Origin of the sequence: Paludibacillus litoralis (genome assembly GCF_037646705.1) — a bacterium.
Taxonomy (GTDB): domain Bacteria; phylum Pseudomonadota; class Alphaproteobacteria; order Rhodobacterales; family Rhodobacteraceae; genus Pikeienuella; species Pikeienuella litoralis.
The window spans coordinates 672012-698062 of sequence record NZ_JBBHER010000002.1; the positions used below are offsets into that span (position 1 = coordinate 672012).

22 protein-coding genes and 1 pseudogene are annotated in these 26051 nt (G+C 70.7%); 18 read left to right on the top strand and 5 right to left on the bottom strand.

From position 1 onward, the window contains the following. Positions 1–63: 63 nt before the first annotated feature. The 4 genes from WG921_RS04190 to trpA all read left to right on the top strand — a co-directional run bounded on the left by WG921_RS04190 (position 64) and on the right by trpA (position 3732). Positions 64–1227, top strand: coding sequence for a serine hydrolase domain-containing protein (locus WG921_RS04190; protein ID WP_340107946.1), 1164 nt, complete (start codon positions 64–66; stop codon positions 1225–1227). A gap of 74 nt (positions 1228–1301) precedes the next feature. Continuing rightward, positions 1302–2522: a tryptophan synthase subunit beta gene (gene trpB, locus WG921_RS04195; protein ID WP_340107947.1), complete on the top strand. Its 1221-nt coding sequence runs from the start codon at positions 1302–1304 to the stop codon at positions 2520–2522. 13 nt (positions 2523–2535) lie between these two features. Continuing rightward, positions 2536–2898, top strand: a complete 363-nt coding sequence (locus WG921_RS04200) for a hypothetical protein (protein WP_340107948.1) — start codon at positions 2536–2538, stop codon at positions 2896–2898. A 42-nt stretch (positions 2899–2940) separates the two neighbouring features. Continuing rightward, positions 2941–3732, top strand: coding sequence for a tryptophan synthase subunit alpha (trpA, locus tag WG921_RS04205; RefSeq protein ID WP_340107949.1), 792 nt, complete (start codon positions 2941–2943; stop codon positions 3730–3732). A 7-nt stretch (positions 3733–3739) separates the two neighbouring features. Here trpA and WG921_RS04210 read toward each other — a convergent pair whose 3' ends face one another. The 3 genes from WG921_RS04210 to WG921_RS04220 all read right to left on the bottom strand — a co-directional run bounded on the left by WG921_RS04210 (position 3740) and on the right by WG921_RS04220 (position 5899). Beyond that, positions 3740–4423 (bottom strand): glutathione S-transferase N-terminal domain-containing protein, encoded by a 684-nt coding sequence (locus WG921_RS04210; RefSeq protein ID WP_340107950.1) that lies wholly within the window; start codon positions 4421–4423, stop codon positions 3740–3742. Between the two features lie 64 nt (positions 4424–4487). Then, on the bottom strand, positions 4488–5345 hold the full coding sequence (locus WG921_RS04215; RefSeq protein ID WP_340107951.1) for a branched-chain amino acid aminotransferase: 858 nt from the start codon (positions 5343–5345) through the stop codon (positions 4488–4490). A gap of 92 nt (positions 5346–5437) precedes the next feature. Continuing rightward, positions 5438–5899 carry a thioesterase family protein gene (locus WG921_RS04220; RefSeq protein ID WP_340107952.1) on the bottom strand — a complete coding sequence of 154 codons (462 nt, stop codon included), beginning with the start codon at positions 5897–5899 and terminating at the stop codon, positions 5438–5440. Positions 5900–5985: 86 nt separating this feature from the next. Between WG921_RS04220 and accD the strand changes: the two genes are divergently transcribed. Beyond that, the gene (gene accD / locus WG921_RS04225) at positions 5986–6987 is read left to right on the top strand and encodes an acetyl-CoA carboxylase, carboxyltransferase subunit beta (RefSeq protein WP_340107953.1); all 1002 of its coding nucleotides are present in this window, start codon (positions 5986–5988) and stop codon (positions 6985–6987) included. Then, on the top strand, positions 6984–8276 hold the full coding sequence (locus tag WG921_RS04230; protein ID WP_340107954.1) for a bifunctional folylpolyglutamate synthase/dihydrofolate synthase: 1293 nt from the start codon (positions 6984–6986) through the stop codon (positions 8274–8276). The genes accD and WG921_RS04230 overlap by 4 nt, the downstream gene beginning before the upstream one ends. Before the next feature lie 148 nt (positions 8277–8424). Here the strand turns inward: WG921_RS04230 and WG921_RS04235 are convergent, their stop codons facing one another. Both WG921_RS04235 and WG921_RS04240 read right to left on the bottom strand, forming a co-directional pair. After that, the gene (locus WG921_RS04235; protein ID WP_340107955.1) at positions 8425–8979 is read right to left on the bottom strand and encodes an ActR/PrrA/RegA family redox response regulator transcription factor; all 555 of its coding nucleotides are present in this window, start codon (positions 8977–8979) and stop codon (positions 8425–8427) included. 123 nt (positions 8980–9102) lie between these two features. Further along, positions 9103–9735, bottom strand: a complete 633-nt coding sequence (locus tag WG921_RS04240; protein ID WP_340107956.1) for an SCO family protein — start codon at positions 9733–9735, stop codon at positions 9103–9105. A 131-nt stretch (positions 9736–9866) separates the two neighbouring features. Here WG921_RS04240 and WG921_RS04245 point away from each other — a divergent pair, with 131 nt between their 5' ends. From WG921_RS04245 to WG921_RS17890, 12 genes and pseudogenes are all read left to right on the top strand, one after another. After that, positions 9867–11300 carry an ActS/PrrB/RegB family redox-sensitive histidine kinase gene (locus tag WG921_RS04245; protein WP_340107957.1) on the top strand — a complete coding sequence of 478 codons (1434 nt, stop codon included), beginning with the start codon at positions 9867–9869 and terminating at the stop codon, positions 11298–11300. Between the two features lie 249 nt (positions 11301–11549). Next, complete coding sequence (locus WG921_RS04250; RefSeq protein WP_340107958.1) at positions 11550–13676, top strand: sensor histidine kinase; 2127 nt, start codon at positions 11550–11552, stop codon at positions 13674–13676. Positions 13677–13704: 28 nt separating this feature from the next. Further along, a complete protein-coding gene (gene tsaE, locus WG921_RS04255) occupies positions 13705–14208 on the top strand; it encodes a tRNA (adenosine(37)-N6)-threonylcarbamoyltransferase complex ATPase subunit type 1 TsaE (RefSeq protein ID WP_340107959.1) in 504 nt (167 codons plus the stop codon). Then, complete coding sequence (locus WG921_RS04260; protein WP_340107960.1) at positions 14205–15236, top strand: aminoglycoside phosphotransferase family protein; 1032 nt, start codon at positions 14205–14207, stop codon at positions 15234–15236. The genes tsaE and WG921_RS04260 overlap by 4 nt, the downstream gene beginning before the upstream one ends. Further along, complete coding sequence (locus tag WG921_RS04265; protein ID WP_340107961.1) at positions 15233–15931, top strand: nucleotidyltransferase family protein; 699 nt, start codon at positions 15233–15235, stop codon at positions 15929–15931. Before WG921_RS04260 ends, WG921_RS04265 begins: the two co-directional genes overlap by 4 nt. Beyond that, complete coding sequence (addB, locus tag WG921_RS04270; RefSeq protein WP_340107962.1) at positions 15928–18891, top strand: double-strand break repair protein AddB; 2964 nt, start codon at positions 15928–15930, stop codon at positions 18889–18891. Before WG921_RS04265 ends, addB begins: the two co-directional genes overlap by 4 nt. After that, on the top strand, positions 18888–22271 hold the full coding sequence (gene addA / locus WG921_RS04275) for a double-strand break repair helicase AddA (RefSeq protein WP_340107963.1): 3384 nt from the start codon (positions 18888–18890) through the stop codon (positions 22269–22271). Before addB ends, addA begins: the two co-directional genes overlap by 4 nt. Positions 22272–22351: 80 nt before the next feature. Next, positions 22352–22672, top strand: coding sequence for a thioredoxin (gene trxA / locus WG921_RS04280; RefSeq protein WP_340107964.1), 321 nt, complete (start codon positions 22352–22354; stop codon positions 22670–22672). A 239-nt stretch (positions 22673–22911) separates the two neighbouring features. Then, complete coding sequence (gene rimP / locus WG921_RS04285) at positions 22912–23514, top strand: ribosome maturation factor RimP (protein ID WP_340107965.1); 603 nt, start codon at positions 22912–22914, stop codon at positions 23512–23514. 1 nt (position 23515) lies between these two features. Further along, positions 23516–25168: a transcription termination factor NusA gene (gene nusA / locus WG921_RS04290; protein WP_340107966.1), complete on the top strand. Its 1653-nt coding sequence runs from the start codon at positions 23516–23518 to the stop codon at positions 25166–25168. A 20-nt stretch (positions 25169–25188) separates the two neighbouring features. Next, entirely contained in the window at positions 25189–25809 is a 621-nt protein-coding gene (locus WG921_RS04295; RefSeq protein WP_340107967.1) for an RNA-binding protein, read from the top strand. A gap of 83 nt (positions 25810–25892) precedes the next feature. Then, positions 25893–26030 (top strand): annotated as a pseudogene (locus WG921_RS17890) (translation initiation factor IF-2 associated domain-containing protein); the annotation flags it as partial. Positions 26031–26051: the final 21 nt, after the last annotated feature.

Here is a 26051-nt window from a genome sequence, read left to right on the forward strand (position 1 = left end):
TCCGGCGCTCGACTTCCCGGCCGCTCTCCGGCAGCTTGTCACCGAAATCGGATGGAGGATGCGATGAAAGCCATGGACCGGATTCTGGAGGAATGCGTCGCGGCGGGCCGGACGCCCGGCGTCGTCGTCTCCGTCGCGACGCGGGACGGCGTGGCCTATGAGGGCGCGGCCGGGGTCCGCGCCTTCGGCGGCGACGAGAAGATGACGATGGACACGGTCTTTCGCGCGTTCTCGATGACGAAGGCGGTCGGCGCCGCGGCCGCGGCGAAGGCGATCGAGGATGGGCTGCTCACGCTCGAGACGCCGGTCGAGGACGTGCTGCCCGAGTGGCGCGACGTGCAGGTGCTGGACGGGTTCGACGCGGACGGCGCGCCGAAGCTTCGCGCGCCGAAGGTGAAGGCGACCCTCCGGCATCTCGCGACGCACACTTCCGGCCTCGTCTACGAGTTCTGGGACGCCAACCAGACAAAATACATGAAGGCGACCGGCGCGCCCACCATCCTGACCGGCCAGAAAAAGGCGCTGAAATCCTATCCTCTGGCGTTCGATCCCGGCGAGAAATGGCATTACGGCACCGGCTCGGACTGGCTCGGCCAGATGGTCGAGGCGGCGACCGGGGAGCGGATCGACGCCTATTGCCGCAAGACCATCCTCGAGCCGCTGGCGATGAAGGACACCAGGTTCGAGCTGGAGGACGACATGGCCGACCGGCTCTGTCAGGCGCATATGCACACCCCGGACGGCGGCTGGCGCAAGCATGAGCTCGCGCCGCCCGCGAACCCCGAATTTTACGGCATGGGCCATGCGCTCTATACGACCGGGCCGGATTATCTGCGGTTCATCCGGATGCTGCTGCTGAACGGCGCGCTCGACGGCGAGCAGGTTCTGAAGCCGGAGACCGTCGCGATGTTCCGCGCCAACCAGATCGGCGCTCTTTCCGCCGGAAAGCTGATCTCCACCGCGCCGCCGCTTTCGGCCGATGTGGATTTCTTTCCCGAGCAGGAGAACAAGTTTTCTCTCGGCTGCCTGATGAACACGAAGGATATCGAGGGCAAGCGCCGCGCCGGGAGTCAGTCCTGGGCCGGGGTTCTGAACACGCATTACTGGTTCGATCCGGCGGCGGGCGTCGCCTGCGTGATCATGATGCAGCATCTTCCGTTCATCGACGAGAGCTGCATGGCGGTCTATGATGCGGTCGAGCGGGCGGTTTACGCCGAGCTGCGGTGAAATCGGCCATCGACGCGCCGCGCGCGCGGCGCTAAACAGCGCGCTTCCCGACCAGTTGGAGACAGGGGGCGCGCATGGCTTCCGAAATGCTGAATTCCTATCGCACCGGGCCCGACGAGCGCGGGCGCTTCGGTATTTTCGGCGGACGGTTCGTCTCCGAGACGCTGATGCCGCTGATTCTGGCGCTGGAGGCGGAATATGAACGCGCGAAGGTCGATCCCGCGTTCTGGGCGGAAATGGACGATCTCTGGACGCATTATGTCGGCCGCCCCTCGCCGCTCTATTTCGCGCCGCGCCTGACCGAGCGGCTCGGCGGGGCCAAGATCTATCTGAAACGCGACGAGCTGAATCACACCGGCGCGCACAAGATCAACAATGTGCTCGGCCAGATCCTGCTGGCGCGGCGGATGGGCAAGACCCGGATCATCGCCGAGACCGGCGCGGGCCAGCACGGCGTCGCCACCGCCACGGTTTGCGCCCGGTTCGGGCTCAAATGCGTCGTCTTCATGGGCGCGACCGATGTCGCGCGCCAGAAGCCGAACGTCTTTCGGATGAAGCTGCTCGGCGCGGACGTGGTTCCGGTCACCGCCGGCCGCGGAACGCTGAAGGACGCGATGAACGAGGCGCTGCGCGACTGGGTGACCAATGTGCGCGACACGTTCTATTGCATCGGCACGGTCGCGGGGCCGCATCCTTACCCGGCGATGGTTCGCGACTTCCAGTCGATCATCGGCAAGGAGGTGCGGACCCAGATGGATGCGGCGGAGGGGCGGCTCCCCGACAGTCTTGTCGCCTGCATCGGCGGCGGCTCGAACGCGATGGGGCTGTTCCATCCGTTCCTCGACGACAAATCGGTCCGGATCATCGGCGTCGAGGCGGGCGGCCACGGCGTCGACGAGCGCATGGAGCATGCGGCGAGCCTCAGCGGCGGGCGCCCGGGCGTGCTGCACGGCAACCGCACCTATCTGCTGCAGGACGCCGACGGCCAGATCCTGGAGGGGCAGTCGATCTCCGCCGGGCTCGACTATCCCGGCATCGGCCCCGAACACGCCTGGCTGCATGACATGGGGCGCGTCGAATACGTCTCCGTGACCGATCGCGAGGCGCTGGACGCGTTCCAGCTTTCCTGCGAGACGGAGGGGATCATCCCCGCGCTTGAACCTTCTCACGCGCTCGCGCATGTGATGAAGCTGGCCCCCACCCTGCCGAAGGATCACCTGATGGTGATGAACATGTGCGGCCGAGGGGACAAGGACATTTTCACCGTGGCCGAGGCTCTCGGCTACGACATCTAGAAAGGGCCATTCCATGGCTTATGAACTGGGGGACCTCGTGGTCCTCGTCTCGGGCTCGATGCGGATGGCGGTCGAATCCACCGATGGCGACAAGGTCGCCGTGGTCTGGTGCAACGAAGGCGTGATCGGGCGCGACAGCTTCGACGCGAAGCTCCTGAAGAAATGGGAGATGCGCGAAGATCACGGCGCGCCGCGCGGCGGCAAGCCGTTCCGCAGCGACCGCGAGGGCGGCGGCAAGCCGTTCCGGGGCGGCGGCGACAGGGGGCCGGATCGCGGCGGCGAGCGTGGCGGCGACAGAGGCGACTCCAAACCGCGCGGCAAGACCGGTTGGGATGGCAAGCCACGCGAGAAGAAGTTCTTCCGCAAGGACGATTGACGCTGGATTGGGCCGGCGCCCGCCGCGCAGGAGGGGGATGAGATGAGCCGATTGACAGACCGTTTCGCCGCGCTGAAGGCGGCGGGAAAGCCCGCTTTCGTCTCCTATATCATGGCGGGCGACCCGACGCCGGAGGCGAGCTTCGAGATCATGCGCGGCCTGCCGGGGGCGGGCGTCGACGTGATCGAGCTTGGCGTGCCCTTCACCGATCCGATGGCCGACGGCCCCTCGATCCAGCTCGCGGCGGGCCGCGCGCTCGACGCGGGCGAGACGCTGAAGGGCGTTCTGAAGATGGTCGCGGCCTTTCGCGAGGAGGATGACGCGACCCCGATCATCCTGATGGGGTATTACAACCCGATCTATTCGCACGGGGTCGAGGCGTTCCTCTCGGACGCGCGGGCCGCCGGGGTGGACGGGCTGATCGTCGTCGATCTGCCGCCGGAGGAGGATGACGAGCTTTGCCTGCCGGCGGGGCGGGCGGGGCTGCATTTCATTCGCCTCGCGACGCCGACGACGGATGACGCCCGCCTGCCGGCGGTGGCCCGGAACGCCTCCGGCTTCGTCTATTACGTCTCGATCACCGGGATCACCGGCGCGGCGGAGGCGGACGCCGCCGCCGTCGCCCCTGAAGTGGCGCGCATCCGCGCGGCGACCGGGCTTCCGGTCTGCGTCGGTTTCGGGATCAGGACGCCGGAGCGGGCGGCGGAGATCGGCCGTATCGCCGATGGCGTCGTCGTCGGCTCCGCCATCGTCGAGCGGATCGGCGCGGGCGACGCCCCCGCGACGGTGCTCGCCTTCGTCGCCGAACTGGCGAAGGGCGCGCACGGGGGCTGACGCGCCCTCAGCCGCCGAAGAGGATCTTTCGCGCCTTTTCGTCATGCGGCGCGGTTGGACGGGACTCCGCGCCGAGGGCGACGCCGCGCTGGACCGCGGGGCGCGCCTTCACCCGCGCGCGCCAATCGGCGACGTTCGGATGCCCGTCGAGCGGGATCTCCATCGCCTTCATGATCAGCGCCCATGGCCAGCACATCATGTCGGCGATGGAATAGGCGTCGCCGGCCAGCCAGGCGCGCCCGGTCAGCCGCCGCTCCAGCACGTCGAGGCAGCGGACCGTCTCCCGCCGGTAGCGCTCGAAGGCGTAGCCCTCGCGCTTCTGGCCTTCGGGCGCGTAGTTGAAGAAATGGCTGTGCTGCCCGGCCATCGGCCCCTGATTGCCGGTCTGCCAGAAGAGCCATTCCAGCGCCTCTTTCCGGCCCAGCGGATCGGCGGGCAGAAACCGGCCGGTCTTCTCCGCGAGATAGAGCATGATCGCGCCGCTCTCGAACACCGGGACCGGCGCCCCGGCGCCATCGTGGTCGACGATCGCCGGCATCCGCCCGTTCGGGCTGATGGCGAGAAAATCCGGCTTGAGCTGGTCGCCCGCGCCGATGTTCACCAGATGAAGCCGGTAGGGGAGGCCCAGCTCCTCGAGCAGGATCGCGACCTTCCAGCCGTTCGGGGTCGGCCAGTAGTGAAAGTCGATCATCGGAAAGCGTCTCCTTCGCTCATGCGCCGCGCATCTCGCTCGCCGCGCGGGCGGCTCCGCCCGGTCAGGCGGCGCTGGCGGCGAAATCCCAGTAAAGCTCGCGCGCGCGGCGCGAGAGGGGGCCGTATCGCAGGTCGCGATCTTCCAGCCGCGTCGCGTGCATCACCTTCAGCGCGTTGCCGGTGGTGAAGATCTCGTCCGCCGCCATGAAATCCTCCATCCGGAGGCTCAGCTCCCGGACCTCGACCCCATCCTCGCGCAGGAGCGAGATCACCCGCTGGCGGGTGATGCCGTTGAGAAAGCAGCCGGACGGGACCGGCGTCATCACCACGCCGTCGCGGGCCATGAAGATGTTGGATGTGGCGGTCTCGGAGATATTGCCGATGGCGTCCGCGACGATGGCGTTCTGAAACCCGCGCGAGACCGCCTCGCGCAGCATTCGCGCGTTGTTCGGATAGAGGCAGGCCGCCTTGGCGTCGACCGGCATGCAGTCCGGCGTCGGCCGGCGAAAGCGCGTGGCGCAGAGGCTGATCCCGGTCGGCTCCGGCATCGGCATCTCTTCGAGGCAGAGCGCGAAGGCGGTGCTTTCGGGATCGGGCGCGACCATGAAGGAGGCGCCCTTTCTCGCCCAGAGCATCGGCCGGATGTAGATCCCGGTTCCGGCGGGAAACTTCGCGACCCCCTCGCGGGCGAGGCCGAGGACTTCCTCGTCCGTCAGCGGCGGCGCCAGCCCCATCCGCCGGGCGCTGTCGTTGACCCGCGCCATGTGGAGAGCGAGATCCGGGGTCATGCCGTCGAAGGCGCGGGCGCCGTCGAACACCATGGAGCCGAGCCATGCGCCATGGTCGGCGGCGCCGAGGATGGCCGTGTTGCCCTCGCGCCATTCGCCTTCGAAATAGGTCCAGATCCGCTGTCCGCTCATCATGCGCTCCCGTCGCTGCGATGAAAGTTCCTAGATCTGCGCGGCGAACGGGGCAAGAGGGGGGGATACGGGGTCGTGAGCCGCCTGACCGCTCAGCGTCGGAGCCCGACGCCGCCGGCCCTGAGGTCCGGGGGCGGCCCCGCGTCCCGCGCGAGGCGCGCCGCGACCATCGCCTCGATCTCCGGCGGAAACGGCGCCGCGGCCGGGCCGGCGGCCTGATCGACGTGAAGCAGCACCGCTTCGACCACCGCCAGCGCCGCGTCGGTCAGGTCATGCCGGATGATCGAGTGCAGATGGAGACGTTTGGCGTCGGCGGCCAGAAGGCGCATCTCCACCCGCAAGGGGTCTCCCTGGCGCGCCTCGGAAAGGTATCTGGCCCGCGTGTCGAGATTGTAGAGCGTCCGGCCCGTCGCCGCGAGATAGCGCGGCCCCATGCCAAGCTCGTCCATCGTCTGGTCGTTCGCGAAGCTGACGAGAAGCAGATAATACGCGTCGCGCATATGTCCGTTGAAATCGACCCAGGCGCCCGGACAGGTTCGTTTCAGTTTCAGCACAGGGCCTCCGCGTTGCATTTCCACCGCGCCCCGACTATTTACCGCCGACGCGCGGCGCGCCAGCCAGAATGACCGCGGGGGACGCCATGAACTGGATTTCAAACTACGTTCGACCCAAAATAAACTCGCTTTTCTCCCGGCGCGAGATGCCGGAGAATCTCTGGACGAAGTGCGACGAGTGCGGCCAGATGAATTTTCATCGGGAAATGGCCGAAAACCTGAACGTCTGCCCCGCCTGCGACCATCACATGCCGATCAGCCCCCGCGCGCGGCTCTCCGCGCTCTTCGACGGCGGGGTCTTCGCCGAGGTGAAGACGCCGGAGGCGAACGCGGACCCGCTGCAGTTTCGCGATCAGAAGAAATATCCCGAGCGGCTCCGCGAAGCGCGAAGAACGACGGGCGAGCAGGAGGCGATGCTGGTCGGCCTCGGCAAGATCGGCGGCGTCGACACGGTCGCCGCGGCGCAGGATTTCAGCTTCATGGCCGGGTCCATGGGCGTGGCGGTCGGCAACGCGCTGGTCGCGGCGGCGGAGGCGGCGATCAAGGCGCGCGCGCCGCTTCTGGTCTTTTGCGCCGCCGGGGGCGCGCGGATGCAGGAGGGGATTCTCTCCCTGATGCAAATGCCGCGCACCACCGTCGCCGTCGAGATGGTGAAGGAGGCGGGGCTTCCCTTCATCACGATCCTGACGCATCCGACGACCGGCGGCGTCACCGCGTCCTATGCGATGCTCGGCGATATTCAGATCGCGGAGCCGAACGCGCTGATCTGCTTCGCCGGGCCGCGGGTGATCGAGCAGACCATCCATGAGAAGCTGCCGGAGGAGTTCCAGCGCGCGGAGTACCTTCTGGATCATGGCATGCTGGATATGGTCGTCGATCGCCGGAAGATGCGGGATGAATTGGCGGTGACGCTCAGGCTGCTTCTGAACCTGCCGCCGCGGATCTCGGGCCAGTTGTCGCCGCCGGAGCCGGACGCCGACGCGCCGGCGCCCGACGCGCCGGAGCGAACGCCAGACAAACCGGATGCGCCGGCGCCCGCGCCGGACGGGAAACCGGCCCCGGCGGCCGCGCCTGCGCCGACCAAATGAGCGACGGGCCGCCGGCCGCCGGATCCGACGTCATTCTCGACAGATTGCTGACGCTGCATCCGAAAATCATCGACCTGACGCTGGAGCGGCTGGAGCGGCTGCTGGTTCGGCTCGGCCATCCCGAGCGCGATCTACCGCCGGTGGTTCATGTCGCGGGAACCAACGGCAAGGGCTCGTGCGTCGCGGTGATCCGCGCCGGGCTGGAGGCGGCCGGGCGGAAGGCGCATGTCTACACGTCGCCGCATCTCGCGCGGTTCCATGAGCGGATCCGCCTCGCGGGAGATCTGATCGACGAGGCCGCGCTGGCGGCGATTCTGGCCGAATGCGAAGCGGCCAACGCCGGCGCGCCGATCACCTTTTTCGAAATCACGACGGCGGCGGCCTTCCTCGCCTTCGCGCGGAGCCCGGCGGATTTCACGCTTCTGGAGGTCGGGCTCGGCGGGCGGCTGGACGCGACGAACGTGATTGCGGCGCCGGCGCTGACCGTGATCACGCCGGTCTCGATCGATCATCAGCAATATCTGGGCGAGACGCTGGCCGAGATCGCGGCGGAGAAGGCGGGCATCCTGAAGCCGGGGGCGCTCTGCGTCGTCGGCCCGCAGCAGCGCGCCGCGCTCGACGTGATCGAAGCGCGGGCGGCGGCGGTCGGCGCGCCTCTCTCGGTCCATGAGCGGGACTGGACGATCGCGCTGGAGGCGGGGCGGCTGGTCTTCCGCGACGCGGCGGGCCGCCTGGAGATGGCGGCGCCGGCGCTTCCGGGCGGGCATCAGGTTCAGAACGCCGGCGTCGGCGTCGCGGCCCTGCGCGCGCTTGGGCTCGCGGACGCGGCGGCGGCCGCGGCGCCGGGAGGCGCGGTCTGGCCGGCCCGAATCCAGCGGCTGACGACAGGCGCCTTCGCCGAAGCGGCGGCGGCCGCGGGGGCCGAACTCTGGCTCGACGGCGGGCACAACCCGGCTGCGGGCGAGGCGCTCGCCGCGCATTTCGCCAGCCTGCCGCCGGCGAAGACGCATCTGATCTGCGGCATGCTCGACACCAAGGACCCCGAGGGGTTCATCGCGCCGTTTCGCGGGCTCGCGGCGCAGCTTCACGCGGTGGCGATTCCGGCCAACACGGCCGCGATCGCGCCCGCGCGGCTCGCCGCCGCCGCGCAGGCCGCCGGCGTGCCGGCCGCGCCGGCGGACGGCGTCGAGAGCGCGCTTCGCCGCGCGCTCGATCAGGGAGCGACGCGGATCCTGATCTGCGGCTCGCTCTATCTGGCGGGCTGGGTGCTGCGCGGGGACGCCGGTTAGCGGCCCTCGCGGGGGGGGGCAGGCCGTCAGCCGCGCGGCGCCCGCCCGACATCCGGGTTTTCACGGCGGCCCGCGCGGGCGACGGATGGCGCCGCGCCGCGCGTGGGCGGACCCGCGTTCGCGCGCTGAGGCGCCGGGCCTTTCGGCCCTATTTGGGGCTCCGCTTCGCGAGGATCCGCTGCAGCGTCCGCCGGTGCATGTTGAGCCGGCGGGCGGTTTCCGAGACGTTGCGGTCGCAAAGCTCGAACACCCGCTGGATATGCTCCCAGCGAACCCGGTCGGCGGACATCGGGTTCTCCGGCGGCGGCGGTTTCGCCGCGGTCGGCGTGAGAAGCGCGGCGGTCACATCGTCGGCGTCGGCCGGTTTGGAGAGATAATCGGTCGCGCCGATCTTCACCGCCGCGACGGCGGTGGCGATGGCGCCGTAACCGGTCAGCACGACGATCCGCGCGCCGGCCCGGGCCGCGCGCAGCGCCTCCACCACGTCGAGCCCGTTGCCGTCTTCGAGCCTGAGATCGACGACGGCGTAGGCGGGCGGCGCGCTGCTGACGATGCCGAGCCCTTCCGCGACGCTTTCCGCCATCATCGGTTCGAAGCCGCGTTTCTCCATCGCTCTCGCGAGGCGCCGACGAAACGCTTCGTCGTCATCAAGGATCAATAGTGACCTGTCGGGGCCGATATTGGCGGTAAGGTCGTCAGCCATGCGGTGTTTTCCCATTAATGCGGCTGCGGAGAGGCCTGCGCGCGCTTCATAACGCGGCGTTGAGGCGCGCGCAAACGCCGCATCCCGCGCGGGGGCGCCGCATTCGGCCTTTCGGCGCGCCGCTCAGGCGCCGGCGGCCAGCGCGTCGATATAGCAGGCCGCGCCGTCCGCGATCTTCTCCGGCGAGTCGCCATGGCGGAAAATCGTCAGGAACCGGTCGCCTTCCGTCATCAGATAGACGAAGGCGCTGTGGTCCATCAGGTAATAATCCGGGTCGTCGGATTCGGGCTTCGCGTAATAGACCTTGTAGGCCTTCGCGGCCGCGGCGATCGCCTCGGGCGCGCCGGTGAGGCCGATCATGTCGGGATGGATGTTCGCGGTGAAGTCCGCCAGCGCCTCCGGCGTGTCGCGCTCCGGGTCGATGGTGATGAACACGGTCTTCACCGAACGCCCCGACTCGACCAGAATATCCGCCGCCTGCCCCATCGCGGCCGCGTCCACCGGGCAGACGTCGGGGCAGAACGTGTAGCCGAAATAGACCAGCGTCGGCCCGTCGATCACCATCTCGGAGGTCACCGTTTCGCCGGATTCGGATATCAGTTCGAACGGGCCGCCAATCGCGGCGGTTCCGGTCGCGACGCCGGCGCCGCATTCGGAGAAGGAGCCGGTCGGGTTCATCAGATGCCATGCGCCCGCGCCAAGCCCGGCGACGGCGGCGATCGCGGCGGAAATCGCATAGATTTTTATATTAGCCATACCCGGACCCTCTCATCATACTGCCCGGGGGATAGCCGCCGGCGCGACCGCGCGCCAGATGGGCGCGGCGATATGCGCCGGGGCTGGGCGTGAGTTCGCGCCGATGTTACCGGTTCGTGATGGAGAGCGCATTGTTCCAGGAAGTCACGCGAGAAAAGGCGTCCGGCCGCTGGGTGCGGCTGGAGACGCTGGCCACCCTTCGCTGGCTTGCGGTGGCCGGACAGACGACGGCGGTGGTGGCGGCGGATCAGGCCTTCGGCGTCATGCTGCCGCGCACGTTCTGCGCGCTGGCGATCGGAGCCGCGGTGATCTTCAACGTGATCACGACGCAGCTCTTCCCGGCGACGACGCGGCTCAGCCCGCGGGCGGCGACCTTGTCGATGCTGTTCGATCTCGTCCAGGTCTCGACGTTGCTGATCCTGACCGGCGGGCTGACGAACCCTTTCGTCATGCTGCTGCTGGCCCCGGTGACGATCTCCGCGTCGGCGCTGACGCTGCGCGCCACGATCATCGTCGGGCTGGCCGCGCTCGGGCTCATCTCGGCCATGGCGCAATGGAGCCTGCCGCTCAGGTTCGATTCCGGCGATGTGCTGACGGCGCCGCCGATCTATATTTTCGGGGTCTGGGCGGCGCTGACGATCTCGGTTCTGTTCATGACGTTCTACGCCCGGCGGGTCGCGGTGGAGACATACCGGATGTCGCGCGCGCTCAGCGAAGCGGAGGCGGCGCTCGCGCGTGAGCAGCGGCTGACCGCGATCGGCGGGCTCGCGGCGGCGGCGGCGCATGAACTCGGCACGCCGCTCGCGACCATCAAGCTGGTCTCCAAGGAGCTCGCGGATGAACTGGCCGAGCGGCCGGACCTGCTCGCCGACGCCGTGCTGATTCGAGAGCAGGCGGACCGATGCCGGGTGATTCTGGCGGATCTCGCGCATGGCGGAAAAGCGGATGAGCAGGTGCGCCGGGCGCCGGTCTCGGCGGTGATCGCGGAGGCGGCCGAGCCCCACGCGGACCGCGGCCGGCGGATCATCCTGCGGATCGGCGGCGAGCTGGCGGAGACGGTCGGCGCGGCGCAGCCGATCATCAGGCGGAGCCCGGAATTGATCCATGGGTTGAGGAATCTGGTGCAGAACGCGGTCGATTTCGCCGAGACGACGATCTGGATCGACGTTTCCGAAGCGGGCGCCGGGCTCAGGATCGTGGTGGGCGACGACGGGCCGGGTTTCCCTGAAGATCTGCTGCAGCGCCTCGGAGACCCTTACGTGACCTCCCGCGCGCGCCCGGCGGCGCTCCCGGGGCGGACGGGCGGCGCGGAAAAGCCGGTGACGGGCATGGGGCTCGGCCTTTTCATCGCCAAGACCCTTTTGGAGCGCACCGGCGCGCGGGTGTCCTTCGCAAATTCGGCGAAGGCGGTCCGGCGCGAGAACAGCGGCCAGCCGCCGGAGCGAAGACGCCCGCCGGGCGCGGTCGTGGCCGCGGTCTGGCCGGAAGGAGCGATCGTCGCCTCGAAAGCGGAGGCGCGCGGGCCGCTCGGGGAGAACGAGCGGTTCACCGCCGACAACATCTGAGCGGGACTCCGCAATCGGAGAAAGGCCGCGAATCCACGGCTTTCATCACTGCAACACTCGACTTCTAGATGTTTGACAAGAAGAAAGCTCGCCTCTAAGTGTAATATTTATCGGTCAGCAATCAGGGGTGGTGACCTGGCCTCGATCGAGTGGGGGCGCTCAGTGCATCAGTGGACGTGGCTTGAGACGCTTGGAGCCTTGTGTTTCGCATTCGTCGCTGGCTGCGGTTTTCTCGCCTTGCTGACGCGCATGCGCGCGGCCGCTTCCGGGAGGCCGGGCGCGGCGGCCCGGGATGAGGGCTTCGCCGCCGCTTCGGCCGCGGCGGTTCTGCGTTTCAACCATGACGGCCTGATCGAAGCGACCGAGGATGCGCGCGCGCTCCTTGGTCTGCGCAAGAGCGGCGCGCTGAGCTCCGACGCCGTCCTTGGCCAGCTCGAGTCCGGCAGGGCCGCTCTCGAGGCGGCGCTGGGGCGCCTGCTGGCGGATGGAGAGGCGTTCCAGGTCGTCATCGGCACCCGCGACGGCAAGGTGCTGGACGTGGCCGGCGCGCCATACGGGATCGACGCCACGATCGTTCTGCATGACCAGACCGCGCTCTGGCGGCGGGCCGAGGCGGCCGAGGGGCGGCTCGACGCGGTGGAGCGCGAGCTGGCGGATTATCGCCAGGCGCGGCGGGCCGTGCGCGGAATCATCTGGCGCGACGGCGACGCCGGGTATGATGGCGGTCTGGACGGCCGTGTCCGCACCGCGCTGACGGCTGCGGCGAAGTCGATCTCCGCGCCTGGGGAGCCGCGGCGCGTGACGCTGAAGACGGACGAAGGACGCGAGATCGCCTACGATCTGCTGCGAACGGAGGACGGTCTATTCATCGCGCGCGACATGGGGCGCGCCCTGGCGACGGAGCGGGCGATGAGCCGGCTTGTCGACACGATTTCCGAGACGTTCGCGCATCTGAAGGTCGGGTTGATGATCTTCGACGCCGATCGCCGGCTCTCCCTCTTCAACCCGGTGGCCGTCGCGCTCTGCGACGAAAGCCCCGAATGGCTGGCGCAGCGGCCGTCCCTGCGGGAGGTTCTGGACCGAATGCGCCGCGCGCGCGCGCTTCCCGAGCAGGTCGATTACGCGGGCTGGCGCGCCAACCTTCTGAAACGGGTGTCGAATGGCGCCGCCGAGCCCTTCGACGTCAGATGGCATCTCCCGGACGGCCGCGCGCTGAAGGCCATCTTCCGGCCGCACGCCGCGGGCGGGCTGGCCGTCGTGATCGAGGACGTGACGGAATCTCTGGCGCTCCGGCGGGTCAACGCGGTGGAGCGCGCGGCGCGTGACGCGACCACCGACATGCTGGAGGAGGGGATCGTCGTCTTCGGCCCCGACGGCCGGTTCCGAATGGCCAATGGAGCGTTTCGCGGCTTCTGGGGGATTGCGGATTCGGACCCGACGCCAGGCGATCATGTCGACAAGGTGATCGCCATCTGCCGGATGCGGACGGGTCCGCTGCCGTTCTGGGACGAACTGAAGGCCGCGGCGTCGGGCGGCGCCGATCGGCGCGTGACGGTGGACGCCTTCGCGCTGACGGACGGGCGCTCGCTCTCGGGGCGGGTCTCACCGATGCCGGACGGGGCGACTCTCGCGGTGTTCACCGACGTGACCGCGAGCGTGCAGGTCGCCGCCGCGCTGAAAGAACGCAACGACGCGCTGGAGCAGGCCGAGGAGATGCGCAGCGCCATGGTCGATCAGATCTCGCACCAGATGCGCACGCCGCTGAACTCGATCTTCGGTTTCGGCCAGCTTCTGGATGATGGGCGGGTCGGCCCGCTGAACCCGGTGCAGACGGATTACGTGCGCGGCATCGTCGCCAGCTCGGGCGAGCTTCTGGAGGCGATCGACGGGATGGCCGATCTGATCTCCACGGGGGCCGACGCGCCGCGCGAGGCCCGGGTGGCGTTCGACCCGGCGGCGGCGCTTCGCGAGGTGGCGGCGCTGGTCGAGCGCCGGGCGGATCGCCGCGGCGATATCGAGATCGACGCCGCGGCGGCGCCGCCGCGGATCTTCGGCCACCGGGTGCGGTTTCGCCAGATCATCTTCAACATGGCGGCGGACGCTTTCTCCAGAACGGAGCGCGGCGGCCGCGTCGGATTCGCGATCCGGTCCGAGGGGCGCGATCTCGTGCTGGAATGCGGCTACCCGGCCGATGAGGATCCGTCGGAGGCGGGGCAGGGCATGGCGCTGGCGTTGGTGCGCCGTTTCGTCCGCCTGAACGGCGGCGAGGTGACGATCAGCCGCGACGACGCGGGCCGGCGCGTCGTCCATTGCCGAATCGCCGGCGGCGCCGGGGATGCGACGGCGCCTCTCGCGTGGCGGGCGTCTTCGGGCTAACAAGGGCGTTCAAGGAACTGGAACGCCGATGCCGCAAGAACCCGCCGATCCCCCCGCCGCCGGGGGTCTCAGTCTCGCCGATGACGCCGCGACGGCGCGCGCCGGCGCCGCCCTCGGCGCGGCGCTCCGGCCTGGCGACGCGGTGATGCTGGCCGGCGGCCTTGGCGCGGGCAAGACCGCGCTGGCGCGGGCGGCGATCGCGTCGAGGCTCGCGGCGGCCGGACGGCCGGCCGAGGAGATTCCGTCGCCGACGTTCACGCTGGTGCAGATCTATGAGGCCGACGCGCCGATCTGGCACGCCGATCTCTATCGGCTTCCCGGCGAGGACGAGGTCTGGGAGCTGGGGCTGGTCGACGCGTTCGAGGCGGCGATCGTGTTCGTGGAGTGGCCGGAGCGCCTCGGCGCGCTGGCGCCGGCGCGGCGGCTCGAGCTTTCCCTGGCGGCGCCGGAGACGGGGGGGCGGTCGCTCGCCTGGCGGGCGCTGGGCGGCGGCTGGGAGCGGGTCGCGGCGGCGCTCCGGGGGCTGGCGTGACGGCGCCGCGGGATGAGGTGAAGCGGGCGTTTCTCGCCCGCGAAGGCTGGGGCGCGGCGGCGCTTCGGCCGCTGGCGGGGGATGCGTCGAACCGGCGCTATGAGCGCGTCGAGGCGGGCCGCCGGCGCGCGGTCCTGATGGATGCGCCGGCGGAGCGGGGGGAGGATATCGGCCGCTTCCTCGCCTTCACCGGCCATCTCCGCGATCTTGGGCTGAGCGCGCCCGAGATCTACGGCGCCGATATCCAGGCCGGATTCGCGCTGATCGAGGATCTCGGCGACGCGCTTTTCGCGCGGGTCGCGGCGGCGGAGCCTCTGATCGAGAGGGAGATCTACGCGGCCGCGGTCGATCTTCTGCCGCGCCTCGCCGCGCCGCCCGCGGCGGTGACGGGCGCCGGCGCGCGCGCCGATGTGCCGCCCTATGATCTCGCCGCGCTGACGCGCGAGGCGGCGCTCGCGCCCGCGTGGTGGGCGAAGGGCGCGGGCTCGGCGTTCTCCGCCGACCTCGACGCCGAATACCGCGCGCTGATCGCCGCCGCCTGCGCGCCGGTCGCCGACGCGCGCGGGGCGCTGGCGCTTCGGGATTATCACGCGGAGAACCTGATCTGGCTGCCGGAGCGGCGGGGCGACGCGCGCGTCGGGCTTCTCGATTATCAGGACGCGCTGGCCGGCGCGCCGGCCTATGACCTCGTGTCGTTGCTGGAGGACGCGCGGCGGGATACCTCGCCCGACCTTCGCGAGGCGATGATCCGGCGCCGCCTCGCGGCGACCGGCGAGGATGAAGCGGCGTTTCGCGCGGGGTACGCCGCGCTCGGCGCGCAGCGGAATCTCAAGATCATCGGCATATTCGCGCGGCTCTGGCTGCGCGACGCCAAGCCGGGATATCTCGCTCTCATCCCGCGGGTCTGGGCGCATCTGTCGCGCGACCTGGCGCATCCGGCGCTCGCGCCGCTCGGCGGGTTCGTTCGCCGCCATCTGCCGGCGCCCGACGCGGCCGCGCTGGCGCGAATCCGGAGCGCGCGGGCATGATCGGGCCGCGTCGGGCCATGGTCCTCGCGGCGGGGTTCGGCACGCGGATGGGCGCGTTGACCGCCGGGACCCCGAAGCCGCTGCTCCGCGTCGCGGGGCGCGCGCTGATCGATCACGCGCTGGATCATCTGGCCGCCGCGGGCGTGGCGCGGGCGGTGGTCAATCTCCATTACCTGGGCGCGCAGATCCGCCGCCATCTGGCGGGCCGGACCGCGCCGGAGGTGGTCTTCTCCGAAGAGGCCGGGATTCTGGAGACCGGGGGCGGCGTGGCGCTGGCCCTGCCGCTTCTCGGCCCGGAGCCGTTTTACACCATGAACTCCGACGCGATCTGGACCGGGCCGGCGCCGCTGCCGGCGCTGGCGGCGGGCTGGGACGGCGCGCGCATGGCGGCGCGGTTGCTGCTGGTCCCGCGCGCGGCGGCGATCGGCCACGCCGGGGCCGGCGATTTCTTCATGGATGAGGCGGGCGGATTGACGCGGCGCGGCGCGGCGCAAACGGCGCCTTTCGTCTTCACCGGCGCGCAGATCATCGCGCCGGGGGCGTTCAAAGACGCGCCGGAGGGGGCGTTCTCCACCAATCTGATCTGGGACAGGCTGATCGGGGAGGGGCGGCTTTTCGGCGTGGCGCACGCCGGCGGCTGGGTCGATGTCGGCACGCCGGAGGGGCTGCGCCTCGCCGAAGAGGCGCTCGCGTGATCCGGCTTTTCGACACGCCCGGGCCGCGGGTGTTCGCGGCGCCTCCCGGGGTCGATTTCGCGGCGGAGCTGGCGCGGGGGCTCCGCGGGCGGCTCCGCGCCGCGCCGCCGGAGGCGTTGGCCGAGGTCGATCTCCTCATCAACACGCGGCGCGGCCTCCGGGCGGTGAGGGCCGCCTTCGAGGATGCGGGGCCGGCCGTGTTCCTGCCCCGTCTCGCGACCGTCGAGGGCTTCGCGGCGGGCCGGACGGACGCGCCGCCGCCCGTGGACCGGTTGACCCGGCGGTTGACCCTGACGCGGCTCGTCGGCGCGATGCTGGCCAGGCGGCCGGAGCTGGGCCCGCCCGCGGCGGCCGGCCCTCTCGCGGAGGCGCTGGCGGCGCTTCTCGACGAGTGCCAGAACGAAGGCGTTCCGCTTTCGGCGCTGGACGGCGCGGCGGAGGACGATCCGGCGGCGCACTGGTCGAAGACGCTCGATTTCCTGAAGCTGCTCCGCGACGCGTGGCCGGCGCAGCTGGCCGCCGAGCCGGCCATGAGCGACCCGGTCCAGCGCCGGCGGGACGAGGTGGCGGCGCTGATCGCCGAATGGGAGGCGTCGCCCCCTTCGCGGCCGGTCATCGCCGCCGGCTCGACCGGCTCCACCCGGATCACGGCCGATCTTCTCGTCGCCATCGCCCGCGCGCCGCAGGGGGCGATCGTGCTGTCGGGGTTTGATTTCGCGCTGGATGCGGATGGCTGGGCCGAGATCTCGCCGGATCATCCGCAATTCGGCCATGCGCGGCTTCTGGCGCGCCTCGGGCTCGCTCCCGCGGACGTGCGCCCGTGGGCCGGGGCGCCGGCGGAGGAGGGCGCCGCCGGCCCGCGGACGCGGCTTCTGGCCGAGGCGCTCCGCCCCGCGCCGGTCACGCATCGCTGGCGCGCCGCGCTGCCGCGGCTGGCGGCGGAGGCGGAGGCGGCGACCGCCGGGCTGGAGCTGATCGAGGCGTCGAGCCCGGCGCGGGAGGCGGAGGCGATCGCGCTGGTCATGCGCGAGGCGCTGGAGCGGCCCGAGGGCCGGGTCGCGCTGGTGACGCCGGACCGGAACCTCGCGCGGCGGGTCTCGGCGGCGCTCGGGCGCTGGGGGGTGACGCCGGACGATTCCAGCGGCCCGCCTCTGGCGCGCACGCCGCCCGGCGTCTTCATGGCGATGATCGCGGAGATTCTCTGCCGGCCCTTCGACCGGGTCGCGTTGCTCGCGCTCCTGAAACATCCGCTGGCGGCGGCGGGCGCGGGGCGGGCGGCGCATCTTCGCGGCGTCTCGCGGCTCGAGCGACGCGGGTTGCGGCGGCGGGAGGTCGCGCTTCGGCTCGGCTCGATCGCGGAGATCGAAGCGGCGATGGTCGGGCGCGAGGGCGAGGAGAAGACGCCGCTGGCCGATGCGGCGCTCCGCGCCGCGCTCGCCCCGCTTCGGCCGTGGAGCGGGCGCCAGCCGCTGGCGGAGATGGTGCGCGCGCATCAGGAGGCGGCGTTCGCGCTGGCGGGGCCGGCGCTCTATGAGAAGGAGGCCGGCGAAGCGCTCCGGGCCGCGCTTGAACGCTTCGCACGCGCGGCCGAAGATTCGGCCTATGGCGACGCGGACGCGGCGGAGTATCCGGCGCTTTTCGCCGCCGCGCTGGCCGAAGCCGGCGAGGTTCGCGAAGAGCCCTGGGCGCCGCATCCGCGGCTGAAGATCTGGGGCCCGCTGGAGGCGCGGAGCCAGATGGCGGAGACGGTGGTGCTCGGCGGGCTGACCGAGGGGGCCTGGCCGGTGGCGCCGGCGGTCGATCCCTGGCTCAGCCGGCCGATGCGGGCGCGGATCGGGCTGCCGCCGCCGGAGCGCCGGATCGGGCTTTCGGCGCATGATTTCATGCAATGCGCCGCCGCGCCCCGGGCGATCCTCAGCTTTGCGGCGCGGGCGGGGGGCGCGCCGACCACTCCGGCGCGCTGGCTGTCGCGGCTGACGGCGCTTCTGGGCGCGGTCGACGGCGGCGCGCGCCTGGCCGAGATGCGCCGGCGAGGCGCGCGCTGGACCGGCCTCGCGGCCCGGATCGGCGCGCCCGATTTCCGGATGGACCCGGCCCCCCGGCCGGCGCCGCGCCCCCCGGCGGCGGCGCGCCCGCGGCGGCTTTCGGTGACGCGGATCGAGACGCTGATCCGCGACCCCTACGCGATTTACGCGCGCGAAGTGCTGAAGCTGCGCGTGCTGGACGATCCCGGCGCGCCGGCCGATCAGCGCGACCGCGGGGAGGTGCTGCACAAGGTGATGGAGCGCTTCATCGCCGAGACGATGGCGGGCTGGCCGGGCGCCGGCCCGGCGGCGGCGCTTTTCGACCGGATCACCGCGGAGACCGTCGCCGCCTCGACCGCGGCGCCGGTGCAGGCGCTGGCCTGGGGGGCGCGGCTCGGCCGGGTCAGGGATTGGTTTCTGGCGAAGGAGGCGGAGCGGCGCGCGGCCGGGCGGCCCATCGCGCAGGAGGCGGCGGGAGAATTGACATTTCGGACCAGAGGGGGGGATTTTTCCCTGAACGGCCGGGCGGACAGGGTCGATCTCCTGAACACGGGCGAATTGGCGATCTATGACTACAAGGCGCAGACGATTCCCACCAAGGAGCAGATCAAGATCTTCCAGAAGCAATTGCCGCTTCTGGCGCTGATCGCGTCCGAGGCGGGGCTTGGATCGCGCGCGCCGACGCCGGTGGGCGCGCTCGCCTATCTCAGCCTTTCCGGCGCCGGCGCTGGAGGCGAAGAGCGGGCCGTCGCGCTCGAACCGGACGCGCTGGAGCGGCTGATCGGGCTGATCGAGGCGTATGAGACGGAGGAGCGGCCCTATCTCCCGCGCGCCTATCCCGAGATGATGGGCTTCGCCTCGGATTACGATCATCTCTCGCGGTTCGGCGAATGGGAGGACGCGGCGCCCGACGCGGCGCCGCCGGGCGCGTCATGAGCGCGGACGGAACCCATCGCGCGATTGCGGCGCAGCGCCGCGCCGCGGACCCCGGCGGCTCGGCCTGGGTTGCGGCGAATGCGGGCTCCGGCAAGACGCGCGTTCTCACCGAGCGGGTGGCGCGGCTGTTGCTGGAGGGCGCGCGCCCGGAGAAGATCCTCTGCCTCACCTACACCAAGGCCGCGGCGGCGGAGATGCGAAGCCGCCTTTTCAGCATGCTCGGCGGCTGGGCGATGGAGGAGGACGACAGGCTGGACGAGGCGCTCCGGGCGCTGACCGGCGGCCGGGCGCCTGGCGATCTCTCCCGCGCGCGGCGCCTGTTCGCGGAGGCGCTGGAGACGCCCGGCGGGCTGAAGATCCAGACCATCCACGCATTCTGCGATTCGATCCTGCGGCGGTTTCCGCTCGAGGCCGGGGCGCCGCCTGGCTTTCGCGTGATGGAGGAGCGCGAGCGCGCGGCGTTGATCGAGGAGGTTCTGACCGGCATGGCCGCCGGGCGCGCCGATGAGCGCGCCGCCATCAGCGCCATCGCGGCGGAAAAGAACGAGGGCGGAATCGCGAATCTGGCGGCCGCCGTCGCGGCGCGGCCGGCGCTCTTTCCCGACCCGGCGGATGAGGCGGGGCTTTGCGCCGGGTTCGGCGTTCCGAATCCGCCGGACGAGGCGGCGGCGGTTGCGGCGGCGCTGGATCGGCTGGATCGGACGATCATGGCGCGGATGATCGCGGCCTGGCGCGAGGGCGCCGCGGGCGATCAGAAGAAGGCGGCGGCGCTGGCCGCGGCGGCGGAGACGGGCGGCGCGGCGCTCGGCCTGGCGCTCGAAAGCGCGATGCTGAAGAAAACCGGCGAGCCGTTCCAGAAGCTCGCAACGAAAGGCGCGCAGGCGGCGGAGCCGGACTGGGAGGCGCTGTGCGGTCATCTCGTTTCGGCGGCGCTGGCGGCGCGCGAGGCCCGGCTGGCGGCGGCGGCGGCGGAGCGCGCGATCCGGCTGGCGCGGTTCGGCGCCGCGTTCGGGCGCGCGTATCAGGCGGCGAAGGCGGCGCGCTCGCTCCTCGACTTCAACGATCTCGTCGGGCGCGCGCGGGCGCTGCTGACCCGATCGGAGATGGCGGCGTGGGCGCTTTACCGGCTCGATGGCGGGGTGGACCATATCCTCGTCGACGAGGCGCAGGACACCTCGCCGGAGCAATGGGACGTGATCGACGCCATCGCGGCGGAGTTCCGCGCCGGGGCCGGTGCGCGGGCGGGCCGGCGGACGAGTTTCGTCGTCGGCGACGAGAAGCAGTCGATCTATTCCTTTCAGGGCGCCGCGCCGGGCATGTTCGAGACGATGCGCGCCCGTTTCGCCGCCGGACTGGCGCCGGTCGGCGGGTTGCGGGAGGAGGCGCTGGAGGCGTCGTTCCGCTCCGCGCCCGCAATCCTTGAAGCGGTGGACGCGACCTTCGCCGCCGACCGCGCCGAAGGGTTGACGGCGCGGGGCGCGCCGCCGCGCCACGCCGCGTTTTTCGCGGACCGGGCCGGGCGGGTTGAGCTCTGGCCGCTGACGCCGCCAGATCCGAAGGCGGAGCCGCCGGCGCCCTGGTCCCCGGTCGACATGCCGAACCGGCGCGACGCCCGCGTGAAGCTGGCCGAGGCGGTCGCGGCGCATGTGGCGGCGCTTTGCGCCGGCGAGCGGCTGCCGGGGGGCGGGCGGCCGGTCGCGCCGGGCGACATCGTCATCCTGCTGCGCAAACGCGCGCCGATGATGGCGCCGCTGATCCGGGAGTTGAAGGCGCGCGGCGTGCCGGTGGCGGGGGCGGACCGGCTGGAATTGGCCGATGCGCTGGCGGTGCGCGATCTTCTGGCGCTCATGCGCTTCGCGGTGACGCCGGATGACGACCTTACGCTGGCGGCGTTGCTTCGCTCGCCCCTGTTCGATGTCGATGAAGACGCGCTTTTCGCTCTCGCGCATGGCCGGGACGGGACGCTCTGGCGGGCGCTTCAGGCGGAGGCGGCGCGCTGGCCGCGGGAGGTGAGGCTGCTGGCGCAGGCGACGCGGGACGCGGATTTCCTCCGGCCTTACGAGTTTCTCGAAAAGGCGCTTCTGACGCCGGACGGGCCGGGCCGGGATGGGCGGCGCCGGCTGATCGCGCGGCTCGGGCGGGACGCGGAGGACCCGATCGACGAGCTGCTGGCGCAGGCGCTCGCCTATGAGGAGACGGAGATCCCGAGCATTGAGGGCTTTCTCGGCTGGCTCGCCGCCGGGAATGTCGAGATCAAGCGCGAGCAGGCGCCGGCGCGGAGCGAAGTGAGGGTGATGAGCGCGCATGGGGCGAAGGGCCTTCAGGCGCCGATCGTGATCCTGCCGGACACGACGGGGAAAGTCGGCGCCCAGGGGCCGGACCCGGTCGCGGAACTGGCGACGCCGGCCGGCCCGCGCGCGGTCTGGCGCGGCGCGAAGGGCGACGAGCCGGCGGCGCTCTCCCGGCGGCGCGAGGAAGAGGCGGCGGCGGAGGCGGCGGAGCATCGCCGGCTGCTTTACGTCGCGATGACCCGCGCGGAGGACTGGCTGATCGTCGCCGGCGCCGGCGAGGACGACCCGGACAAGCTGGCCGAGACCTGGTATGGGCAGGTCCGCGAGGGGCTCCTCTCTCTCGACGCGGCGGCGTCCGAGGCGCCGACGGGCGCGGGCGAGATGCTGGTCCATGAGGGCGCCGGCGCGGGCAAGACGACCGGCGGCGCGGTCGGCGCCGACGCCGCGCCTCCGGAAGCGGAAGGCTGGATGAACGCGCCGCCGCCCGCCGCCGCCGCCCGCGGCGCGCTCCGGCGGCGGAGCGCGAGCAGCCTCGGCCCGGCGGAGATCGCGGGCGGCGCCGGGCTCGGCGCGGAGGCCTCGCGGCTCCGCGGCGTGGCGATCCACGCCGCGTTCGAGCACGGGCCGGCGGATCTGGAGGCGTTCCGGCGCCTTGTCGCCGCAGCCTGCCCGCCGGACGCGTTCGGCGATGCGGAGCTGGCGGCGCTGCTGGAGGAGGCGCGCCGCGCCCGCGCCGCGCCGGGCGCGGCGCGGTTTTTCGAGCCGGGCGCGGTGGCGGAGGCGGCGGTCTCCGTCGAGATCGGCGGCGCGCGGGTGGCGGGCCGGATCGACAGGCTGGTGGTCGGGGCGGACGAGGTCGCCTTCGTCGATTTCAAGTCCGACGCGACCCCGCCGGCCGACGGGGCGGAGATTCCGGCCGCCTATCTGACCCAGTTGGCCGTTTACCGGGAGGCGCTGCGCGGCGTCTATCCGGGGCGGCGGGTGACGGCGCATATCCTCTGGACGGCGGCGGCGCGGCTCGACATGGCGGCGCCGTCCGCGCTCGACGCGGCGCTGGCCGCGCTTCATCTGGAGGAGGCCGCGTCTTGACCATGGCGAGGCCGCTACCTAATTTAGCCCTCGCGCGATACATCCCCAACAACGCGCAAGTTCGAGAAAGAGAGGCCCTCATGGCTACCGTCGCTGTCACTGACGCGAGTTTCGAGGCTGACGTTCTGAAGTCAGACAAGCCGGTCGTGGTCGATTTCTGGGCCGAGTGGTGCGGCCCCTGCAAGCAGATCGGCCCATCGCTGGAGGAAATCGCCGCCGAAATGGGCGATGACGTGATCATCGCCAAGGTGAACATCGACGACAATCCAAACGCTCCGTCGCGCTACGGCGTGCGGGGGATCCCGACGATGATCCTGTTCAAGAACGGGCAGGCGACGTCCACCAAGGTGGGCGCGGCGGCGAAAACCGCGATCGAAAGCTGGATCCGCGAATCAATCTGATTCGGGCGCGCTGACTGGTTGGGGGGCCGGGCGGAGACGCCTGGCCTTTTCGCGCTACGGCCCCGCTCCGGCCCCGCGGCGGACCGCCGGTGAAGTCGGACGGGCGCAGGCCCTTGCGCATCTTCGGCCACAGGGCTATATGTCCGACAAATAGCGGCGTCCCCGGCTTTAGCGGACGGGGGTCGAACCGGATACGGAGCGGGCCGCGGGGCCCGCTTTTTGCGTTTCAGGAGATACTCTTGGCAGACATGCTCGCCAAGTCCCCGATGGATCGGCGAATCGCCGACATCATCGCGCCGACAGTCGCCGACATGGGGTTCGAACTCGTGCGGGTGCGGCTGATGAGCGGCCGCGTCCCGATGTTGCAGATCATGGCCGAACGGCCGGACGGCGGCATGGAGGTTGAGGATTGCGCTCAGTTGTCGCGCAGGATCTCGGCGATTCTGGACGTCGAGGACCCGATCTCGGGCGAATACACGCTGGAGGTCTCCTCCCCCGGCATCGACCGGCCGCTGACGCGCCCCGAGGATTTCAACCGCTGGGCCGGATGGACGGCCCGGCTTGAGACCGATGAGCTTGTGGCCGGGCGGAAGCGCTTCAAGGGAGAATTGCGCGGCGTCGAGGATGACGAGATCCTGATCGAGATCGAGGAAGGAATCGTCGGCCTGAAATTCGAATGGCTCGCCGACGCCAAGCTTGTGATGACGGACGAACTGATCGCGCTGAGCCTGAAGGCGCGGAAGGCTCAGGGTTTCGATCCGGGCGAGGAGCCGGAGGGTTCCGATGACGAAATTGATGGATCCGCGCGCAAAGGCGACGCGGGCAAGCGAGAGGACGCCTGAAATGAGCAACAGCGCCGTCAGCGCCAACCGGCTTGAGCTTTTGCAGATCGCGGATGCGGTCGCGCGGGAGAAGCTGATAGACCCCGAGCTGGTGATCGAGGCGATGGAGGACAGTCTCGGGAAGGCCGCGCGCTCGCGCTACGGCGCGGAGCTGGACATTCGCGCGCATATCGACCGGAAATCCGGCGAGATGACCATGTTCCGGGCGCGCGAGGTCGTCGAGGAGGTCGAAAACCACGCGACCGAGATCAGCCTCGAGGAGGCCCACGCGAAGAATCCGGAGGCCGAGCTCGGCTCGATCATGACCGATCCGCTGCCGGCGATGGATTTCGGCCGGGTCGCGGCGCAGACCGCCAAGCAGGTCATCGTGCAGAAGGTCCGCGACGCGGAGCGCGAGCGGACCTACAACGAGTTCAAGGACCGGGTCGGCGAGATCATCAACGGCGTCGTGCGCCGGGTCGAATACGGCAATGTCATCGTCGATCTTGGGCGGGGCGAAGGCATCATCCGCCGCGATCAGCTGATCGCGCGGGAGGCGTTCCGCGCCGGAGACCGGGTGCGCTCCTATATCCGCGAGGTGAAGGAGGAGGCCCGCGGGCCGCAGATCTTCCTCTCGCGCACCGCGCCGGAGTTCATGGCCGCGCTGTTCAAGATGGAGGTGCCGGAGATCTATGACGGCGTCATCGAGATCAAGGCGGTGGCCCGCGATCCGGGTTCGCGCGCCAAGATCGGCGTGATCTCGTATGATTCGGGCATCGATCCGGTCGGCGCCTGCGTCGGCATGCGGGGCTCCCGCGTGCAGGCGGTGGTCTCGGAGCTGAACGGCGAGAAGATCGACATCATCCCCTGGACCGAGGACGGGGCGACCTTCCTCGTCAACGCGCTCCAGCCCGCCGAGGTGACGAAGGTGGTGATGGACGAGGAGGCCGGGCGCGTCGAGGTGGTGGTGCCGGACGAACAGCTCTCGCTGGCGATCGGGCGGCGCGGGCAAAATGTGCGCCTCGCCTCGCAGCTGACCGGCTGGGACATCGACATCATGACCGAGCAGGAGGAATCCGAGCGTCGCCAGGCCGAGTTCACGGAACGCACCGCGATGTTCCAGGACGCGATGAACGTCGATGAGATGGTCGCGCAGCTTCTGGTCTCCGAAGGGTTCGCGACGCTGGAGGAGGTCGCTTTCGTCGAGCTGGACGAATTGACGGCGATCGAAGGGTTCGACGAGGAGACCGCCGAAGAGCTGCAGGCGCGCGCGCGCGAAAGCCTCGAAGAGCTGAACGCCAAGGCGGTGGAGACCGCGCGGAGCCTCGGAGTCGAAGAGGCGTTGATCGAATTCGACGGGCTCAGCCCGCAGATGGTTCTGGCGCTGGCCGAAGACGGCATAAAGACGCTGGACGAATTCGCGAAATGCGCGGACTGGGAACTGGCTGGCGGCTGGTCGACCATAGGCGGCAAGCGGGTGAAGGATGAGGGGCTGTTGGAGAAGTTCGACGTCAGCCTGGAAGAGGCGCAATATCTGGTGATGAACGCGCGAGTCGCGCTGGGCATCGTCAACGCCGACGATGTGGTCTATGAAAGCGTCGCTGAAGAAGAGGAGGCGCCAGCCCCCGCGCCGAAGCCGACCTCAGCGGCGGACGCGCTTTTCGCGCGGCGCTGAGCGCCGGACGGAGCCGGCTGGTGACCCGGGGCGGCGTCTTGAAGAATCGGGACGAACCGGAGCGGCGCTGTATCGCCACGGGCGATAGCGGGGGAACGGAGCGGATGATCCGCTTCGTCCTTGATCCGGAGGGTCGGTTGACGCCCGATCTCGCGGGCCGGCTGCCTGGTCGCGGCGTCTGGCTTACGGCGGAGCGGGACCTGGTCGACCGGGCGGTGAAGAAGCGCTTGTTTTCGCGGGGCTTTCGCCAGCCGGTGGAGGCGCCGGCGGACCTGGCCGATCGCCTCGAGGCGCTTCTGGCGACGCGGGTGATCGAGGCGCTGGGCCTCGCCCGGAAGGCGGGTCTGGCGGTGACGGGGTTTGAAAAGGCGCGCGCGCGGCTCAAGAAAAGGCCGGTTGGCGCGCTTCTGGCGGCGGCGGACGGGGCGGAAGACGGGCGCCGGAAGCTGGCCGCGCTGGCGAAGGCGCTCGAGCAGGCGGGCCGAAAGGCGACGCCGCTGGTCGAGACGCTGCGAGGCGATGAGTTGAGTTTGGCCTTTGGCCGCGATTCGGTGATACACGCCGTGCTCGATGAAGGCGGCGCAACCGATCGCGTGGTCCGGGAGGCGCGTCGGCTGGACGGTTTCCGCCGGTCGGGGTAAGGAACGTCGCGCAAGGCTATGCTGCGGGACGGATACGAGATGAAACGGGCGGGGACGGCTCCGCCCAGTGATATGGATGTCTGATGAGCGACAACGAAGACGAAAGCGGCAAGGGCGGCAGGACGATCAGCCTGCGGGGCGGCGGCACGGAGACGAGCCGTGTGCGGCAGAGCTTCAGCCATGGCCGGACGAAATCGGTGGTCGTCGAAAAGAAACGCAAGCGGGTCGTGGTGGCGGGCCAG

Excerpts from the sequence above, each read along its gene's own strand:
- WG921_RS04190 (WP_340107946.1), top strand. The coding sequence starts at position 64 with ATGAAAGCCATGGACCGGATTCTGGAGGAATGCGTCGCGGCGGGCCGG.
- trpB (WP_340107947.1), top strand. The coding sequence starts at position 1,302 with ATGGCTTCCGAAATGCTGAATTCCTATCGCACCGGGCCCGACGAGCGC.
- WG921_RS04200 (WP_340107948.1), top strand. The coding sequence starts at position 2,536 with ATGGCTTATGAACTGGGGGACCTCGTGGTCCTCGTCTCGGGCTCGATG.
- trpA (WP_340107949.1), top strand. The coding sequence starts at position 2,941 with ATGAGCCGATTGACAGACCGTTTCGCCGCGCTGAAGGCGGCGGGAAAG.
- WG921_RS04210 (WP_340107950.1), bottom strand. The coding sequence starts at position 4,423 with ATGATCGACTTTCACTACTGGCCGACCCCGAACGGCTGGAAGGTCGCG.
- WG921_RS04215 (WP_340107951.1), bottom strand. The coding sequence starts at position 5,345 with ATGAGCGGACAGCGGATCTGGACCTATTTCGAAGGCGAATGGCGCGAG.
- accD (WP_340107953.1), top strand. The coding sequence starts at position 5,986 with ATGAACTGGATTTCAAACTACGTTCGACCCAAAATAAACTCGCTTTTC.
- WG921_RS04230 (WP_340107954.1), top strand. The coding sequence starts at position 6,984 with ATGAGCGACGGGCCGCCGGCCGCCGGATCCGACGTCATTCTCGACAGA.
- WG921_RS04235 (WP_340107955.1), bottom strand. The coding sequence starts at position 8,979 with ATGGCTGACGACCTTACCGCCAATATCGGCCCCGACAGGTCACTATTG.
- WG921_RS04240 (WP_340107956.1), bottom strand. The coding sequence starts at position 9,735 with ATGGCTAATATAAAAATCTATGCGATTTCCGCCGCGATCGCCGCCGTC.
- WG921_RS04250 (WP_340107958.1), top strand. The coding sequence starts at position 11,550 with ATGCGCGCGGCCGCTTCCGGGAGGCCGGGCGCGGCGGCCCGGGATGAG.
- tsaE (WP_340107959.1), top strand. The coding sequence starts at position 13,705 with ATGCCGCAAGAACCCGCCGATCCCCCCGCCGCCGGGGGTCTCAGTCTC.
- WG921_RS04265 (WP_340107961.1), top strand. The coding sequence starts at position 15,233 with ATGATCGGGCCGCGTCGGGCCATGGTCCTCGCGGCGGGGTTCGGCACG.
- addA (WP_340107963.1), top strand. The coding sequence starts at position 18,888 with ATGAGCGCGGACGGAACCCATCGCGCGATTGCGGCGCAGCGCCGCGCC.
- trxA (WP_340107964.1), top strand. The coding sequence starts at position 22,352 with ATGGCTACCGTCGCTGTCACTGACGCGAGTTTCGAGGCTGACGTTCTG.
- nusA (WP_340107966.1), top strand. The coding sequence starts at position 23,516 with ATGAGCAACAGCGCCGTCAGCGCCAACCGGCTTGAGCTTTTGCAGATC.